The organism is Neobacillus niacini, from assembly GCF_030817595.1.
GTDB lineage: Bacteria > Bacillota > Bacilli > Bacillales > Cytobacillaceae > Neobacillus > Neobacillus niacini_G.
In genome coordinates this window covers 86,491-101,438 of the sequence record NZ_JAUSZN010000001.1, presented here as the reverse complement: position 1 = coordinate 101,438, position 14,948 = coordinate 86,491, and the positions used below count along the sequence as shown (strand labels likewise).

Here is a 14,948-nt window from a genome sequence, read left to right as displayed (position 1 = left end):
AAAAGAGGAATTAAAATGACTCACTTACAGTTTAACCTAGATTTAGACCTTTTAAAAGAATCCGTTATCAATTCTAATCTAGATATGGTGATTAAATCAGCGATTGTCTTAGTCCTTAATGAAGTCATGGAAAACGAGAGAGACGATTATTTACGTGCGGCTGCTTATGAACGGTCTCCAGATCGCCGAGACTACCGAAATGGCTACTATGAACGTGAATTGATCCTAGGTATTGGCAAACTAAAGCTAAAGGTCCCAAGGACCAGAAATGGTGAGTTTTCCACTTCCGTCTTCGAAAAGTATGCTCGCTGTGACCAAGCCCTGGTCCTCTCCATGCTAGAAATGGTCATTAACGGTGTTTCAACTCGGAAAGTCACGCATATAGTCGAGCAGCTCTGTGGGGAAAATATATCGAAATCATTTGTGTCTTCCCTTACCCAAAAGCTTGACCCCATTATTAATGATTGGAACAAACGCCCTTTGAATGTCATGTATTATCCTTATGTTTTTGTGGATGCCATGTATATTAAGGTCCGGGAACACAACCGGGTTATCTCAAAAGCCGTGTACATTGCGACTGCCATTACTGAGAAGAATACACGTGAAATCCTTGGGCTTAGTGTGGATCATGCAGAAGACTTCGAGAGTTGGAGTCGTTTCTTCCAACAGCTTAAATCCCGTGGGCTTCAATCCCCCAAACTGGTCATCTCAGATGCTCATCTAGGGCTACAAAAGGCAATACAGCGCGATTTTATTGGTACTACATGGCAAAGATGCACGGTACATTTTAAACGCAACATAATAGGGAAGCTCTCCAAGAAAGATTCCGTAGAGATACGCTCCATGATTAAACGTGTCTTTGAAGCTGTTACGATTGAGGATATCCGTAGATTTAAGAATGAATTAATGAACCAGTTTGGGGATGAAGCTAAATATGCCAAAGCCTTGGAAACTTTAGATGAAGGCTTCGAAGATGCCATTCAATACCTAAACTTTCCTGAGAAGATGCACCCTCATATACGAAGTACAAATTCACTTGAACGCTTAAACCAAGAAGTCCGTAGAAGGGAGAAAGTTATTCGTATCTTTCCCAATACTCAATCTGCCTTTCGATTGGTAGGTGCTGTTCTCATGCAATACCAGGAGGTCTACTCCAAAAGAAAGACATTACTTAATAACTAATTAAACTTTTATTTTTCGCCTCCACTTCCATCATGGAATGATCACATATCCAGGAAGGGCTGTCAAAGTGAAGAGCCTTTGACAGCCCTCCCCGGATATGTAGATAAAAAACCATGGAAGTTTCGTCAAAAAAAAATGAAAGGGTTTGGATAGATAATCAACAAAAGTGAAGTTGAAAACAATTGCTTTTGATTTTACACAATATTCAGGACTTGACTGCTTAAGGACAAATCTCGGTATGCTACTCAATGATTTGTCCTTCATAGAGCGGCTTAAGGACAAATCTCACTAAGCTACTCATTGATTTGTCCTTCATAGAGCGGCTTAAAGACAAATCTCTGTAAGTTACTCATTGATTTGTCCTTCATAGAGGGGCTTAAGGACAAATCTCGGTATGCTACTCATTGATTTGTCCTTCATAGAGCGGCTTAAGGACAAATCTCCGTAAGCTACCCATTGATTTGTCCTTCATAGAGCGGCTTAAGGACAAATCTCGGTATGCTACTCATTGATTTGTCCTTCATAGAGCGGCTTAAGGACAAATCTCAGTAAGCTACCCATTGATTTGTCCTTCATAGAGCGGCTTAAGGACAAATCTCAGTAAGCTACTTATTGATTTGTCCTTCATAGAGCGGCTTAAGGACAAATCTCAGTAAGCTACCCATTGATTTGTCCTTTATATAGGGAAAGGTCTAAGAATTTTATAAACGAAAAGAAAAAAACCACTCATGATATTATCCCCTTTAAGTAGACAGTGTAAAAAAACCACAATAGTTATTGTCGGTGGTACACTTATACTTGGAGGGGATTTTTCAATGGCTAAAAAGGGACAAGAATTTAAGAGTTATACTGATGAATTTAAGATACAAGCAGTTATGAAGTATATCAATGGAAATAAAAGTTATGCGGTTTTAGCTGAAGAACTTGGCATTAAAAATTGTACTCAACTTAAAGTTTGGGTTAGGAAGTGGAAAGATGGGGAACAGTTTGATACAAGAGTTGGAGCTACTAATCCATTCAAAGGTAGGCCACGAACCATATTTAAATCCGTCGAAGAAGAAAGAGATTATTTGAAAGCGCAGGTGGATTATTTAAAAAAGCAGTATCCAAATCTGGTAAAGGAGGAGAGGAAATCACTCAACAAATCAAATATGAGATCATTGATGAATTAAAAGATACCCATCGTATTACCTGGTTGTTAGAGATCGCTTATGTTAAGCCAGCTAGTTACTATAAGTGGAGGGCTACTCAGAAAGATAGAGCAGAAAGAGCCAAACAAGATCAGGATATAAGAGAACACATGATGGGGATTCATTTACTTCATCCTGAATTTGGATACCCTCGTATGACCACTTGGTTAAATGAAAACGATTATTCAATTAATCATAAAAAGGTATACCGTCTTATGAAGGAAATGGAAATTCAAGCTATCATACGCAAAAAGAGGAAACGACATGGACACACACCTTCTGTGATACAACCTAATCGTCTTAATAGAAAATTCGAGGCATTAGCTCCTAATCAAAAGATGGTTACGGATATTACATACGTTTCGGATGGTAAGCAATTTTATTATTTATCGGTCATTCAAGACTTGTTTAATAATGAAGTTGTAGCATGGGAGTTATCAAGAAGAAATGATCTTGAACTTGTCTTAAATACTGTTTCTCAATGGACAAGCAAAAAAGACGTAGCTGAAGCCGTTGTACATTCAGATCAAGGCTTTCAGTATACGTCTAAGCTATACAACAAACGACTAGAAGAATACGGCGTAAAGGGCAGCCACTCTCGCAAAGGAAACTGCCTGGATAACGCCTGCATCGAATCCTTCTTTTCGCACCTTAAAACAGAGAAGTTGTATATAGAACAGTGTAAAACAGAAGATGAGATTAGACAAGCAATCGAAGATTACATCTACCACTATAATTACAAACGTTTTCAGAAGAAACTAAACCAACGCGCGCCAGTTGAATACCGACACGCGTTAGTCGCATAGTTTTTTTAAGCTGTCTACTTGACAGGGGTAAGACCATCAGCGTGGTTTTTTAATCTTGCATTGCTCCAGCCTCTCGGGAGGTCATTGCCCCTTGTCCCTGGCTTACATCTTTTTGAATTTGTTGCTTTACCTTCTGTGCATCTGTTCCGGCAAAATTTGGCTGCATAATTGAACTGGTATTCTTTTTAGCTTGGTGATCAGGTTGCATCGTAGTCCTCCTCCATTATCGTGTCACTTTCTTATTATTTACAGAACTCCGGCAAAATTAATCTAGCTCATCCCAAAACAACTCAATAAATAAATTTCCTTTTGTCCCTACGACAGCGTAAGAGATTTCATGAACAGTTAGGTTCCTTTTATTAAGCTCAGCCATTAACCATTTTTCATCGTAGGAATGTTTGGTTAAGTTTTCGTATAGGATGTTCCCATCATAGACCAGTTCTACCGGTGCATTTTCGGCAGTACGACCTAAATTTAAATCTTGCTTGGTGGTATTTTGATATTGTGGTTTTTTTAATACAGAAAGTGAGCCATTTACCTCTAAAATAGCGCACTCCACCTCATCTAGGTTGAAGATATCCTTTCCCCGCAATGCCTGTTTAAGAGAATCTAGTGAATACCCCATGCGTTCCATCGACTCTTCGAGAATTTGTCCCTTTTCAATTAAAGTAGCAGGTTCTCCAGCGATCCATTTTCGGAAGCGGTGATTTCGAACCGCAACAAGATTCAGCACAAACACGATACCACCCATGATAATAATGGCAATAATAAAATAAAGAAATTTAATTTTTATATTGAATGCTAGATTTCCTGCAATAGTCCCCATTGTAATAGAAGCGATATAAAGGTGATAGGTCCTCTGGGCAATGGTCTGTTTACCCAGCAGCTGGACAAATATCCATAATAAAATAAAAGAAGTAAAGGTCCGAAGCATAATTTCTACAGATTCTAACATCGAAGTTTCTCCCTTTTTTAAATCCAAAAAGTTCGTTTGTATAGTTTGTTCCTAAAGCATGCCCTTTATAAAAAGCATTTTCCTTTAAAATCAGTTAGAATATAGGGTTTACCAAAACAAAAAAACTCATCACGTTATAATGAGCTTTTTTGTTCCAGATTATATATTTACTTAGGATATTTGGGGTAACAGAATTATAAACTCAGTCCCACCATCCTTTACACTGTTCACTTGTATTTTACCTTTGAAGGAACGTATAATTTGAAAACTCACCATCATTCCTAGTCCTGTCCCACTTTCCTTTAAGGAATAATACGGAGATCCAAGCCTATCAATTTGTTTTTTTGTCATTCCAATTCCTTGATCCTTAATGGAAATCTTAATATACCGACCATCTGTTGTACATGTAATCCAAACCGTTCCACCCATTTGGCATAGACTCAATCGCATTCTTTAAAATATTAATTAAAGACTGGTTCAATCTTTGAGGATTCACATATATCCAACAGTTTTCAAGAATATCAGTTTCTATCTCAACATTACGGTTTAAGGTGTAGCTTTGAATAATATTTACTACACGCTGTATCTGATAACCTATATTGATCCTTTTCTTATCTTCAATGGATGGTTTGCCAAGAGATAAAAAATCATTAATTATTTCATTTGCGCGGTCTAATTCTTCAAGGGATATTTGGATATATTCCTTCTTTTTATCGGATAAATCAGGCTCATTGAGGAGCTGCAGAAAGCCGCGAGTTGCTTGCATCGGATTTCTAATTTCATGAGCGAAAACACTGGTTAACTCTCCGATAACACGTAATTTTTCCGAGTTTTGCATATCTAAGCGCAGCTGGTGTATTTCTCTTATTGCTTCAATTAACATAGTGAAGCACCAAGTGACTAGGACTGCAAAGAAAAGATGAATAATCGGAACCGTAAGATACTCCTTTGAAAAACCTCTTAAAATTCCTAACAACGTTAAGCCAATTAGACAATAGTAAAAGGAAAGACCTACAGCAATTTTAACTCTCCTATCTTTTTTCGAACTGGCAAACGATTTTTGAAAATGCACGATGACTGGCAGTGACAACAGTAATACAAGAACTGTGTTATAGAAACCTATATCCATTCCAAAGGAAAGTCGATAAAGAATGATAAGTGCTGATAGGAAGATTCCTGGCAAAAATCCGCCATATAACGTTCCTAACAATAGAGGAATTATTCTCAACTCCAAACGAGCATTTTGACCAAAAACCACAGGAAAGGACATGCATGCTATTATTGATATTCCCCATAAAATGGTCATTGTTACTTCTCTATTTTTATAATTTTTTACCCTTTCTGTAATAAATGTATAGTAAATAAATATGGGTATAAGCATAAACGTAAGCTGCAGCAAAAAATCCTTTATTATACTCATCTTTGGTACCTCTTCAATATTGAATCCTTCACTATTTATGTGTGTTCACTCAAACAATATTATACTTTAACTTGGACCAATAATATTATTTTTTTCATTACACATTATACTTTATTATTACCTTAAATTTAGCGATATTGTTTTCTTCATTAAGGTCCTGCCTTAATGCCTCACTTTATCATAAAGACTCGATGAAAAACCGCACGCACTCTTCACAATGTATACAACAGAATCCCACTCTAATTAGTAATAATATGGTATGATAATTATGATTTGTTAACCAGTTTATTAATCCTGTTGACATTAATTCAATTGAAACTGTATGAATGGGGGAAAATTTATGTTTAAGCTGAGAGGCCATCATCTATTTTGCCTTTTGGGCTATCGGGGAATGGGCTATTCCCAAGAATACGTTGAAAATATGACACTCCTGCACCAAACCTTGAGAGAAAATCCCAAGAGCAAAATTCATCTTGTAAAGGGTCCTGACCAGTTATGTGAAAAGTACCCAAACTCAGGTGTCTACCACTGCCAAGATGACAATATTTATGAAAGAGACGCTGCGATTTTAGAAGAATTAGGGCTTAAAATAGGACAAATTTTGAATTGGGAGGACATTGAGTTCCTTATCCGAAGGCATATCGTCCCCACCGATATAGAACGTGTATGTAAATCTTGCTCATGGAGATCCTATGGTGTTTGTGAAGAAGGAATTCAAGAGATACTTGATGGGAAAGGCTTAAGGGAAGTTAAATAATCTCGCGAAAAAAATCAGTAATTTTCAACTATTTAGAATAGCGCAAACATGTAAATTCAATTACAATATAATCAGACTTCTTTGAGACAAACCGCATAAATAATATTGGTAATAAGAGAGGCGGTAAAAGAAATGGAAACATCAAAAAAAATAGTCGTAGAAACAACGGTCCAAGCACCAGTAGAAAAGGTCTGGGAATATTGGACAGAGCCAACTCATATCACGAAATGGAACACTGCTTCAGAAGAGTGGCACACTCCATTTGCTGAAAATGATTTGAAAGTTGGCGGGAAATTTCTTTCAAGAATGGAAGCTAAAGATGGCAGTTTTGGATTCGACTTTGGCGGGGTTTATGATGATGTTCGATTAAATGAGGTTATTGCTTACTCCTTAGAAGATGGAAGAAAAGTTACGATCAATTTTATTCGTCAAGGAGACGAAACAAAGGTAATTGAAACTTTTGACGCTGAAAACAGCAATCCTATTGAAATGCAAGAAGCCGGCTGGCAGGCGATTTTAGATAATTTTAAAAAATATGTTACTAACTCAAAATAAAATCACGAAATAAGGTATGAACCGGGCAAAGGAAAGTATTGACTCCTTAATTTTGCCGGTTCTTTCTTTATTTCTCCTGTAAACAAAACTCCATAAATATACTGACCTTTATTTATACAATATGTCGTCTCGTAGGGATGCCACTTTCGTTAATGCTGTATCAATATCTCTTTCATTCACTCCAAAGTGAGCAAGCGCGTCGTGAAGATGTTTTACGATTGCATTAAAATGCTCTGGTTGCAAATTCATCCCTTCGTGAGCTTTTGCCATAGATTGTCCAGTATATTGATTTGGACCGCCTAATGCAAAACTAATAAATTTTGACTGATGACGGCGTTGTTTTTCCATATCTGTTTCTTCAAAAAATTGATTTACTGTATCATCCTTAAGAACCAACTCGGAGTAAAAATAGTCTACCACTTTTGCAATCGCTTCTTCTCCGCCAACTTTTTCATAAAGGTTTTCTTCCATATGTACACTCCTAACTAGAATTTAATAGAAGTAGTTTTCTTCAGAGAAGTTGTATTTATTCTATAACGATTTTTTAAACCTTTCCGATCGTAAACTCTAGTTTTTGTTTTATGTTCCGCAATAGGTTGTTATAATAGTGGTTATGAAATACTTAGGAGGTTGTCACAATGACCACATTTGAAAAGTTAAAGCCTATTATTGCAGACCAACTTGGTGTCAAAATGGAGAATATCAAAATGGAATCATCATTCAAAGATGACTTCGATGCTGATTCACTTGATATGGTGGACCTGACGATGGAAATAGAAGATGAATTCGCGATCGAAATTAACGATAAAGTAGCAGCGACGCTTCAGACAGTAGGCGATGTTGTTAACTATATTCAAAACCAACGTAATAAATAAGAAGACAAATAAATTTAAATGAATAAAAAAATCCTTCTCGGTTAAGAAGGATTTTTTTGTTATTTCATTTTTTCATTGATTGTAATCGATTCGCTGGCGTCATGACTAGATTCTCCATGTCCTGGTCCGAACAAATTCAATATTACAACTCCTACAAGAATCAGTATGATTCCTGTAATACTAGCAGTATTAATTTTCTCTTTCCAAATTAAAACCGAAATAATTGTAGTAGCTACAATTCCAACTCCTGACCATATTGCATACGCAGTATTTAAAGGAATTGTTTTCAATGACAATGACAAAAAGAAAAAACAACCAACGAAAGCTACTATTACACCTATTGTAGGAAAAAGTTTTGAAAATCCTTCAGATGCTTTTAATAAAGAAGAACCAATAAGTTCCCCAACTATTGCAAGAGCTAAATACATATACGACACTGGTTCCCATCCTCCTAGGCAACTTTATTTCTTAGCACAACAAAGCACCGCTGTTTGCGGTGCATGTTGAGATAAAATTACTTTAGATATTTATATAACCCCTTAATTATCAAATGCACTCCATAATTTTCCAATAAATAATACCTACCCAAATAAAATCATAATTAAAAACTTGTTATTTTTGTTTCGTTTTTAAAAGTCTATATAAGCCAAAACCGATTCCACCAAGAATTACTAGCCATAAAACAATGGGAAAGATTGCACCAAATGTTTCCAATTCATTCATCCCTTTCCTCTACTATACATAAATTTTTTTCAATACATCATCGCAAGCCTACTTAAAACCTTTAAAAAAACAGTTTATATAAAACATATCCCGCTATTAAAACAATAATTAAGATTCCTGTTCCTTTCCAACCTAAACCACCAACTAAATCTGCTAAATTTCCATTTTCAGCTCGATTAAATCCATCTCTTAATGCACCACTCGGATTTTTATTTAGTTCTTTTTGTCTTAATTTCTCTCTTTTTTCTTCGGAAGTTTCTATCGGATTAGTCAAGTCTACACCCCCTATGAATAACGTATTCTCTAATTTTCTTAGTAATACCTTCTTTCATATCCTGCCTTTGTGTTCCATAAAAATTATTTGCTTAGTAAGTAGTTGTATCTTACCTTAAGCCCCATAGATATAAGCCAATAACTACAGATTTGCATAAAATCCTGTATTTATTGGCTTCCTTATAAAATTCTCTTTATTAATAACCCCACTTGTTCTGCCATGACACGAGGCGGATAAGGCATTTCATTCTTGAACCACCATTCAACTACCTCTACATAAGCAGCTGCAACAAATCGGAGAATAATCTCTTCATTTAATCCCTTATTTTTGCCTTCTTCTGTATTCACTTCACCCTTTAGAAGTTCAACTGAAAACTCAAGGTATTGATTCCGAAAATTATCGGCTCCACCTCCGACCAACATTGTTGAAAAGAATAAATAATTCTCTTGAAAATATTCAAAAATTGCTTGTCCACCAGTGATAAAGTCCACATCAGATAACTCTTCGAACATTTCTTGTAGCTTGTTAATGTGTTCTTCGATAATTTTATCAAGCAGATCAAATTTATCCATGTAGTGAAGGTAAATAGTCCTTCTGTTAACATTCGCTCTATCGGAAATATCTTGTAGCGTAATTTTATCGAAATGTTTTTCATTCATTAGTTTAATTAATGCTTTTTTTATGGCTTCTTGAGATTTGGCTATTCTTCTATCCACTTTAGTCACCTAGATTGACCTCCAAATTCCTTATATTTATTGCACAATTTTATCGAATTCGTGTATTAATTCTCGAATCAGGATTATTTGGCAATTGAGTACGCCCTTTTTTTATTTTATATTATACACAGTTGTGAATTAATACCACAATACGAATTTTTAATATGAAACAATTTAAAAATAATTAAATCATGATTTAAAAATAATTAAATCATGATTTAAAAATAAATGAGATTACGGAGGAAGAAACATGACACAAACAATTTTAGAGAAAAGAATTGAAGAATTAGAAAACGTAAGAGCCCTTAGAGAACTTGTTGATAATTTCTCAATATTGGCAGACAAGAAAGAAGTTTGGAAGCAAACAGAGCTTTTTACTAAAGATGCTACTGCTGGTAGTGCCTCTGCACTGTTAGGGATCCTACCCTTTTTATTAGGTTCCATTACTTCCCCACTTGTGGGAATGGCGGGTGAATATTCTGCCATACCATTAGGAGTAATTATCTTTGCAACCAGTTTGTTGGCTGTCTTTTTTAATGCCGTCCTAATAAAAAACGGAAAACCTGTGCCTGCTCCTCAAGAAATAAATTTGGATTAATTACGTTTAGGAGTGGGGTAGCTTGTTTTAATGTGTCTAAACAGTTTTCGTTAAAATAAAAAAGAAAAAAAAGCCGATTATCCTATTAAGAAATCGGCTTTTCTTTGTCCTTTTTGAAGAAATATACTTAAATTCCTAAAGCTCTTTACATTTTTTTTACTTCGCTCAGCAGCAATACCCATACAAATGCAATGGTACGAGCGGGAGATAATGGTTGTACGAATGACAACCTTATCTCTTTTCTTTTCGATTTTAATCTTCAATCTTAAACCATGGACCTGAAGCTTGAATGACCCCCCAAAGTTTTTCTGGAAGCTCAAGATCGCTCACTTGTGTAGTCTTAATTGCTGTCTTAATTTCAGCTTCTTTTCCATTCTGAACCTTTTCTACCCAGTCTGGATTCATGATTAACGTATGACCAACTGCTGCTAGGGATAACCCCTTATCTAAAGCAGATGCAACATCATCAGCAGTTACCATAGAACCTGCAGCTATAACAGGAACTCTGCGGTTTACATGTTCAAGAATTAATTCAAGCCGTGTTTTTCCATCTTCAATGCCTCGTGGTTTTGAAGAAACATCATCAAGCGATACATGGATGTAATCCAAATCCTGTTCCACCAGATGGTCAATTAATTCATAGGCTTCTTTCATCCCATAACCGCCTTGTTCTTCAGGTGATATTCTGTATCCGAAAATAAACGGCTTTGTTGCATGATTCTTAATCACATTTTTCATTTTCTGAATGACGGCCAATGGGAAACGCAAGCGATTTTCTAGGGATCCACCCCATTCATCCTCACGTCGATTGAAGAAAGGGGAGAAGAAGTTTTGAAGTAAAAATCCGTGTGCACCATGAATTTCAACACCATCAAAACCAGCTTCAATCGCTCGTCTTGTTGTTTCACCAAACGCATGAATTACTTCCAAGATTTCATCATGAGACAGTTCCCTAGGTAATACTGAAGGTGCAAATCCCGTAGCTTGAGTTTCTACCGCACTGGAACTAACCACCTCACCATTTGGAGTTAAAGATGGCAGTGCTTTGTTGCCTGCATGGAAAATTTGAAGTAACACAGGAGCTCCACCACTTTTGGCAGCATCAGCTAATTTACGTAAACTTGGAATAAATTTATCGTCGTAAGCTGCGAATTCATGCGTAAAACCTATACCGTTTGGTTGCACATGCGTACAGCCAGTTATCACAAGTCCCACTCCATTGACTCTTCTTTTATAATAATTAACTTCTTCGTCTGAAATAGTGTAATCATCATTACTGGACCAAGTTGTCATTGGAGCCATTACGATCCTATTACTAAGGGTGATACCATTTTTAAAAGTAAAGGATTCAAATAAGTTGCTATATTTTGTGTTCATTTTTTACCTCTTTCTATTTGTTTATTATCAAACTTTCATATGTTTTTTATTGGTGCAAGAATAGATTAATCCTTAGAGTGGACTCTAAGGCAAGTATTTTACTATTTGTATCTTTTTTCCATAAAAAAAATGATTTCGATAGCTATCTGTAGGGGTATCAAAAAGGAGGCAAACGGAAAAACCATTTAGCTGCTTAATTTGTAGAGAAACAGTCTCCTAGTTCATTTTCATAAAAATTAATTTTATTATCCAGATGCTCTAAACTTTGACGAAGCTTCTCAAATTCCTCTACTACTTTTTTTCTATGATTTTTAAGTAAAGCTAACCGTTCTTCCATTGTTTCATCCCCAATATGCCCCCACATTGCGAATTGTTTCATGTCTTTTAGTGACATCCCCGTATTTTTTAGGTGGAGCAAAGATTCAATCCATAATCTATTTTCATCTGTGTAGATTCTGACATTGTTATGGTCTCTGTTTACTTTTATTAAGCCTTCCTTTTCATAAAACCTCAATGTATGTTCGCTTAACCCCACGATTTTAGAAAATTCTCCTATAGAATATGTCAATATAACCGCCTCCAATAAATCAGATATCTTATTCCCATTAATTTGTGATACAAAGTAAGAGTAATACTTAGAGTTTACTCTAAGTCAAAAATTTATAATTCTTCTGTCCGTTTTGAGTTGATTCCCATCGTTAATGGTATATAAAAAAACAAAAATTCACCGCAGTTATATTTGTGACTCTAACTGCCATGTATGCGTACAAGCTTTTACCAAAAGATATTATCTAAAGGCGGGATGGGCATACTTTCGATTTTCTTAACCTCCACTGAGATATCTTCTGTTCCGTTTACAATAACCTTTTCAATTAATGTTGTACGATAACCGGTCTCTCGCTTAATGCTTCGTACAACCTGATATGCCAACAACGGAATTTCGCTTTTACACCTTGCTTCAAACCTGCCCTTAGATAACATCCTTGTTCCTTCGATGCAAAGATGGACTTCCAGATTGAAATACACTCTAATCCCCCATTTCTGTTGTTATTTTAATTATAGAACATATGTTTGTTTTTGATGTATAAAAAAAGCTGAATGAATCAGCCCAAGATTTTAAAACAGATTAATCCCTATTCAAATGATAAATTAGCTGGACAACGCCAGAGGAGAATGATCTTGTATGAACCAATTTCAAATTTAACCTCTCTTGTATATCCATAAACAACGGTTTTCCTTCTCCTAAAACAACAGGGTGAACAGATAATCTAAATTCATCTACAAGCCCTAACTTAATAAAAGTTGTAATAAGACTGGCTCCACCATATAACCAGATGTCTTTACCTGGCTTATCCTTTAATTTATTAACTTCCTCAAGTATCTGATTATTTATAAATATAGCTTTATCATCGATCCCTTTTATAGTTCTCGAAAACACATATTTTTGTTTACTATGTACTAAATCCCATAAGGCTTTTTCAGTTTCTGTAACATCACTTTCTGGAGTAAATTGCCCCCATAATTCATAGCTCTTTCTCCCATATAAAATAGTATCAATTTGATGTAAGAAATCGATAAACCCCATGTCCGAGTCCATTATGCACCAATCAACTTCTCCATTTACCCCTTCAATAAAACCATCTAACGTAACGGCTAAATCTAATATGATTCTTCTTGGCTTTCCCTCTATAGACATTGTTCAGCCTCCAGGTAGTTTATTAATTATTTTTCTTTCCGGATGTGGATATTAAAGTTTTAACTTACTGTCATTTCATCTCATAAATTAGTAAAATTATGATTAATAATGTCAACTAATTTATATTCTTTGTTTTCAAATTCAAATTTTAAAATACAACAATTTCCGATTCTTTCTTGTTGGGTAATGGAACTTGTATGTTCCCAAACCCTCATGAAATTTCTACAAGCAGCTCCATGAGATACAGCTAAAACAACTTTATTATCATCTTCCATTAATTTTTGGCATGTGTCCGCTATTCTTTTTTGAAATTCTTTTTGTCCTTCTCCACCAAAAGTAACAAAGAAATCACCATAAGGAAGTGGCGGGTTTAAGTCCTCACTTTCACCTTCAAACGTTCCAAAATTCCATTCCTTTAATCCCTTTACTCTTGTATAAGGTATATCGGTCACAATTTCTAAAGTGTCACAAGCTCTTTCGGATGTTGAGCTATAAGCGCGGTCGAAAACGATATTGTTCTCTTTAAAATATTTTGCAGCGGTCTCCGCTTGTTTGATTCCTAATTCTGTAAGTGGCGAATCACACCAACCTTGAACTTGCCTTCATGTCTCATTAAATATAATGTCTTTTTCATTTGTATCCCCTACCTCATTGAATCTTAAAAAATTACTTTTTCCACCAAGGTGAAACAGCATCAGGCAACCTTCCATCCAATAGAATAGTTTCACCGATTTTATATCATTCAATTTTCAAATTAATTAGTATAGCTTGAAATAAGCCATCATTGATTGTCAAACTTTAAAGAAAAAAAGAAATGCCCGCTTCTCAATGAGTGGGGCATACTTACGAGTATTGTTGCTAAACTCTTCTTTACGGTGACCTTCTGTAATAGGAGTACAGTAAATTTTACTTGACCAATATAAACGGCAGCTGATTTTGTTGATAAGAAAGGAAATTAAATATCAAGTTTACGAGTACCGATCCATTTTACCATTTCAGGATCCCTGTGAGAAAAGAACAAGCTTTCCTTCGTGTCTAAAGTAGAAATCTTCTCCATATCTACTTGGCTCAATTCAAAATCAAAGATATCGAAGTTTTCGATGATTCTTTCCTTACGAACTGACTTCGGAATTGCAACCACTCCTCGTTGTGTCAGCCAACGTAAAATCACCTGTGCAACGGATTTATTATGTTTTTCCGCAATTGAAACTAGCAAGTCATTCTGGAAGATATCATTTTTACCTTCAGCAAATGGACCCCAAGACTCTATTTGAACATTGTTCTCTTTCATAAAGTTATGACTATCAATTTGTTGATTGAAAGGATGTGTTTCAACCTGGTTTACGGCAGGAACCACTTCACTATGGATGATGAGATCAATCAAACGGTCTGGATGGAAGTTACTCACACCGATAGCCTTGATTTTACCTTCGCGATACATCTCCTCCATGGCACGCCAAGAACCGTGTATATCACCAAATGGCTGATGTATCAAATACAAGTCCAGATAATCCAATTGTAGTCTTTCTAGTGATTTTGCGAATGCTTTCTTTGTGCTCTCATAACCAGCGTCCTGAACCCAAAGTTTTGTTGTAATAAACAAATCCTCTCTTGGCACACCACTCCGCTTAATGGCTCTGCCCACCGCTTCTTCATTTAGATAAGAGGCAGCCGTATCAATTAGACGATAGCCTGCCATAAGAGCATCGTAAACGGACTGTTCACATTCTTTTGGATCATTCATTTGAAAAACACCAAAGCCGAGTATAGGCATCTCAACACCATTGTTCAACATTACTTTTTGCATATAAATTCCTCCTGTTT

Annotated in this window: 18 protein-coding genes and 2 pseudogenes; 6 read left to right on the top strand and 14 right to left on the bottom strand. The window is 35.8% G+C overall.

The window, feature by feature from the left end; all coding sequences use genetic code 11:
- Positions 1 to 15: 15 nt before the first annotated feature.
- On the top strand, positions 16 to 1,182 hold the full coding sequence (locus QFZ31_RS00635) for an IS256 family transposase (RefSeq protein WP_307299872.1): 1,167 nt from the start codon (positions 16 to 18) through the stop codon (positions 1,180 to 1,182).
- Positions 1,183 to 1,997: 815 nt separating this feature from the next.
- A protein-coding gene (locus QFZ31_RS00630) for an IS3 family transposase (protein WP_307299975.1) occupies positions 1,998 to 3,178 on the top strand; the annotation gives its coding sequence in 2 pieces (ribosomal slippage) (positions 1,998 to 2,286 and positions 2,286 to 3,178; 1,182 coding nt in all).
- 49 nt (positions 3,179 to 3,227) lie between these two features.
- Here QFZ31_RS00630 and QFZ31_RS00625 read toward each other — a convergent pair.
- The 4 genes from QFZ31_RS00625 to QFZ31_RS00615 all read right to left on the bottom strand — a co-directional run bounded on the left by QFZ31_RS00625 (position 3,228) and on the right by QFZ31_RS00615 (position 5,553).
- Positions 3,228 to 3,386, bottom strand: a complete 159-nt coding sequence (locus tag QFZ31_RS00625; RefSeq protein WP_179600814.1) for a hypothetical protein — start codon at positions 3,384 to 3,386, stop codon at positions 3,228 to 3,230.
- Between the two features lie 57 nt (positions 3,387 to 3,443).
- Complete coding sequence (locus QFZ31_RS00620) at positions 3,444 to 4,133, bottom strand: DUF421 domain-containing protein (protein ID WP_307299971.1); 690 nt, start codon at positions 4,131 to 4,133, stop codon at positions 3,444 to 3,446.
- A 171-nt stretch (positions 4,134 to 4,304) separates the two neighbouring features.
- The gene (locus QFZ31_RS33730) at positions 4,305 to 4,562 is read right to left on the bottom strand and encodes an ATP-binding protein (protein ID WP_373459808.1); all 258 of its coding nucleotides are present in this window, start codon (positions 4,560 to 4,562) and stop codon (positions 4,305 to 4,307) included.
- On the bottom strand, positions 4,513 to 5,553 hold the full coding sequence (locus tag QFZ31_RS00615; protein WP_307299969.1) for a histidine kinase dimerization/phospho-acceptor domain-containing protein: 1,041 nt from the start codon (positions 5,551 to 5,553) through the stop codon (positions 4,513 to 4,515). Before QFZ31_RS00615 ends, QFZ31_RS33730 begins: the two co-directional genes overlap by 50 nt.
- Before the next feature lie 340 nt (positions 5,554 to 5,893).
- Here QFZ31_RS00615 and QFZ31_RS00610 point away from each other — a divergent pair, with 340 nt between their 5' ends.
- Both QFZ31_RS00610 and QFZ31_RS00605 read left to right on the top strand, forming a co-directional pair.
- Entirely contained in the window at positions 5,894 to 6,310 is a 417-nt protein-coding gene (locus QFZ31_RS00610) for a DUF1284 domain-containing protein (RefSeq protein WP_307299967.1), read from the top strand.
- Positions 6,311 to 6,442: 132 nt separating this feature from the next.
- Positions 6,443 to 6,865, top strand: coding sequence for an SRPBCC family protein (locus QFZ31_RS00605; RefSeq protein ID WP_307299965.1), 423 nt, complete (start codon positions 6,443 to 6,445; stop codon positions 6,863 to 6,865).
- Positions 6,866 to 6,973: 108 nt separating this feature from the next.
- Here QFZ31_RS00605 and QFZ31_RS00600 read toward each other — a convergent pair whose 3' ends face one another.
- Entirely contained in the window at positions 6,974 to 7,336 is a 363-nt protein-coding gene (locus QFZ31_RS00600) for a group I truncated hemoglobin (RefSeq protein WP_307299961.1), read from the bottom strand.
- Positions 7,337 to 7,503: 167 nt separating this feature from the next.
- Between QFZ31_RS00600 and acpP the strand changes: the two genes are divergently transcribed.
- The gene (acpP, locus tag QFZ31_RS00595; protein ID WP_307299959.1) at positions 7,504 to 7,740 is read left to right on the top strand and encodes an acyl carrier protein; all 237 of its coding nucleotides are present in this window, start codon (positions 7,504 to 7,506) and stop codon (positions 7,738 to 7,740) included.
- A gap of 59 nt (positions 7,741 to 7,799) precedes the next feature.
- Here acpP and qacH read toward each other — a convergent pair whose 3' ends face one another.
- From qacH to QFZ31_RS00580, 3 genes are all read right to left on the bottom strand, one after another.
- Complete coding sequence (gene qacH, locus QFZ31_RS00590) at positions 7,800 to 8,168, bottom strand: quaternary ammonium compound efflux SMR transporter QacH (RefSeq protein WP_373459895.1); 369 nt, start codon at positions 8,166 to 8,168, stop codon at positions 7,800 to 7,802.
- Positions 8,169 to 8,524: 356 nt separating this feature from the next.
- A complete protein-coding gene (locus QFZ31_RS00585) occupies positions 8,525 to 8,737 on the bottom strand; it encodes a DUF6366 family protein (protein WP_179600830.1) in 213 nt (70 codons plus the stop codon).
- Positions 8,738 to 8,916: 179 nt separating this feature from the next.
- A complete protein-coding gene (locus tag QFZ31_RS00580; protein ID WP_307299953.1) occupies positions 8,917 to 9,462 on the bottom strand; it encodes a TetR/AcrR family transcriptional regulator in 546 nt (181 codons plus the stop codon).
- 382 nt (positions 9,463 to 9,844) lie between these two features.
- Here QFZ31_RS00580 and QFZ31_RS00575 point away from each other — a divergent pair.
- Positions 9,845 to 10,051, top strand: a pseudogene (locus tag QFZ31_RS00575) (MFS transporter); the annotation flags it as partial.
- A gap of 252 nt (positions 10,052 to 10,303) precedes the next feature.
- Here the strand turns inward: QFZ31_RS00575 and QFZ31_RS00570 are convergent.
- The 6 genes and pseudogenes from QFZ31_RS00570 to QFZ31_RS00545 all read right to left on the bottom strand — a co-directional run bounded on the left by QFZ31_RS00570 (position 10,304) and on the right by QFZ31_RS00545 (position 14,931).
- Complete coding sequence (locus QFZ31_RS00570) at positions 10,304 to 11,428, bottom strand: NADH-dependent flavin oxidoreductase (RefSeq protein WP_307299952.1); 1,125 nt, start codon at positions 11,426 to 11,428, stop codon at positions 10,304 to 10,306.
- A gap of 193 nt (positions 11,429 to 11,621) precedes the next feature.
- The gene (locus tag QFZ31_RS00565; protein ID WP_307299950.1) at positions 11,622 to 11,996 is read right to left on the bottom strand and encodes a MerR family transcriptional regulator; all 375 of its coding nucleotides are present in this window, start codon (positions 11,994 to 11,996) and stop codon (positions 11,622 to 11,624) included.
- A gap of 206 nt (positions 11,997 to 12,202) precedes the next feature.
- Complete coding sequence (locus QFZ31_RS00560) at positions 12,203 to 12,454, bottom strand: hypothetical protein (RefSeq protein ID WP_307299947.1); 252 nt, start codon at positions 12,452 to 12,454, stop codon at positions 12,203 to 12,205.
- Between the two features lie 100 nt (positions 12,455 to 12,554).
- The gene (locus tag QFZ31_RS00555) at positions 12,555 to 13,124 is read right to left on the bottom strand and encodes a dihydrofolate reductase family protein (protein ID WP_307299944.1); all 570 of its coding nucleotides are present in this window, start codon (positions 13,122 to 13,124) and stop codon (positions 12,555 to 12,557) included.
- A gap of 80 nt (positions 13,125 to 13,204) precedes the next feature.
- Positions 13,205 to 13,758, bottom strand: a pseudogene (locus QFZ31_RS00550) (histidine phosphatase family protein).
- A 321-nt stretch (positions 13,759 to 14,079) separates the two neighbouring features.
- Positions 14,080 to 14,931: an aldo/keto reductase gene (locus QFZ31_RS00545; RefSeq protein ID WP_307299942.1), complete on the bottom strand. Its 852-nt coding sequence runs from the start codon at positions 14,929 to 14,931 to the stop codon at positions 14,080 to 14,082.
- Positions 14,932 to 14,948 lie beyond the last annotated feature (17 nt).

Bases quoted from the DNA above. Each gene is read 5' to 3' on its own strand.
- QFZ31_RS00610 (WP_307299967.1), top strand. From the start codon at position 5,894: ATGTTTAAGCTGAGAGGCCATCATCTATTTTGCCTTTTGGGCTATCGG.
- QFZ31_RS00620 (WP_307299971.1), bottom strand. From the start codon at position 4,133: ATGTTAGAATCTGTAGAAATTATGCTTCGGACCTTTACTTCTTTTATT.
- QFZ31_RS00635 (WP_307299872.1), top strand. From the start codon at position 16: ATGACTCACTTACAGTTTAACCTAGATTTAGACCTTTTAAAAGAATCC.
- QFZ31_RS00625 (WP_179600814.1), bottom strand. From the start codon at position 3,386: ATGCAACCTGATCACCAAGCTAAAAAGAATACCAGTTCAATTATGCAG.
- qacH (WP_373459895.1), bottom strand. From the start codon at position 8,168: ATGTATTTAGCTCTTGCAATAGTTGGGGAACTTATTGGTTCTTCTTTA.
- acpP (WP_307299959.1), top strand. From the start codon at position 7,504: ATGACCACATTTGAAAAGTTAAAGCCTATTATTGCAGACCAACTTGGT.
- QFZ31_RS00600 (WP_307299961.1), bottom strand. From the start codon at position 7,336: ATGGAAGAAAACCTTTATGAAAAAGTTGGCGGAGAAGAAGCGATTGCA.
- QFZ31_RS00605 (WP_307299965.1), top strand. From the start codon at position 6,443: ATGGAAACATCAAAAAAAATAGTCGTAGAAACAACGGTCCAAGCACCA.
- QFZ31_RS00615 (WP_307299969.1), bottom strand. From the start codon at position 5,553: ATGAGTATAATAAAGGATTTTTTGCTGCAGCTTACGTTTATGCTTATA.
- QFZ31_RS33730 (WP_373459808.1), bottom strand. From the start codon at position 4,562: ATGGGTGGAACGGTTTGGATTACATGTACAACAGATGGTCGGTATATT.
- QFZ31_RS00555 (WP_307299944.1), bottom strand. From the start codon at position 13,124: ATGTCTATAGAGGGAAAGCCAAGAAGAATCATATTAGATTTAGCCGTT.
- QFZ31_RS00570 (WP_307299952.1), bottom strand. From the start codon at position 11,428: ATGAACACAAAATATAGCAACTTATTTGAATCCTTTACTTTTAAAAAT.
- QFZ31_RS00545 (WP_307299942.1), bottom strand. From the start codon at position 14,931: ATGCAAAAAGTAATGTTGAACAATGGTGTTGAGATGCCTATACTCGGC.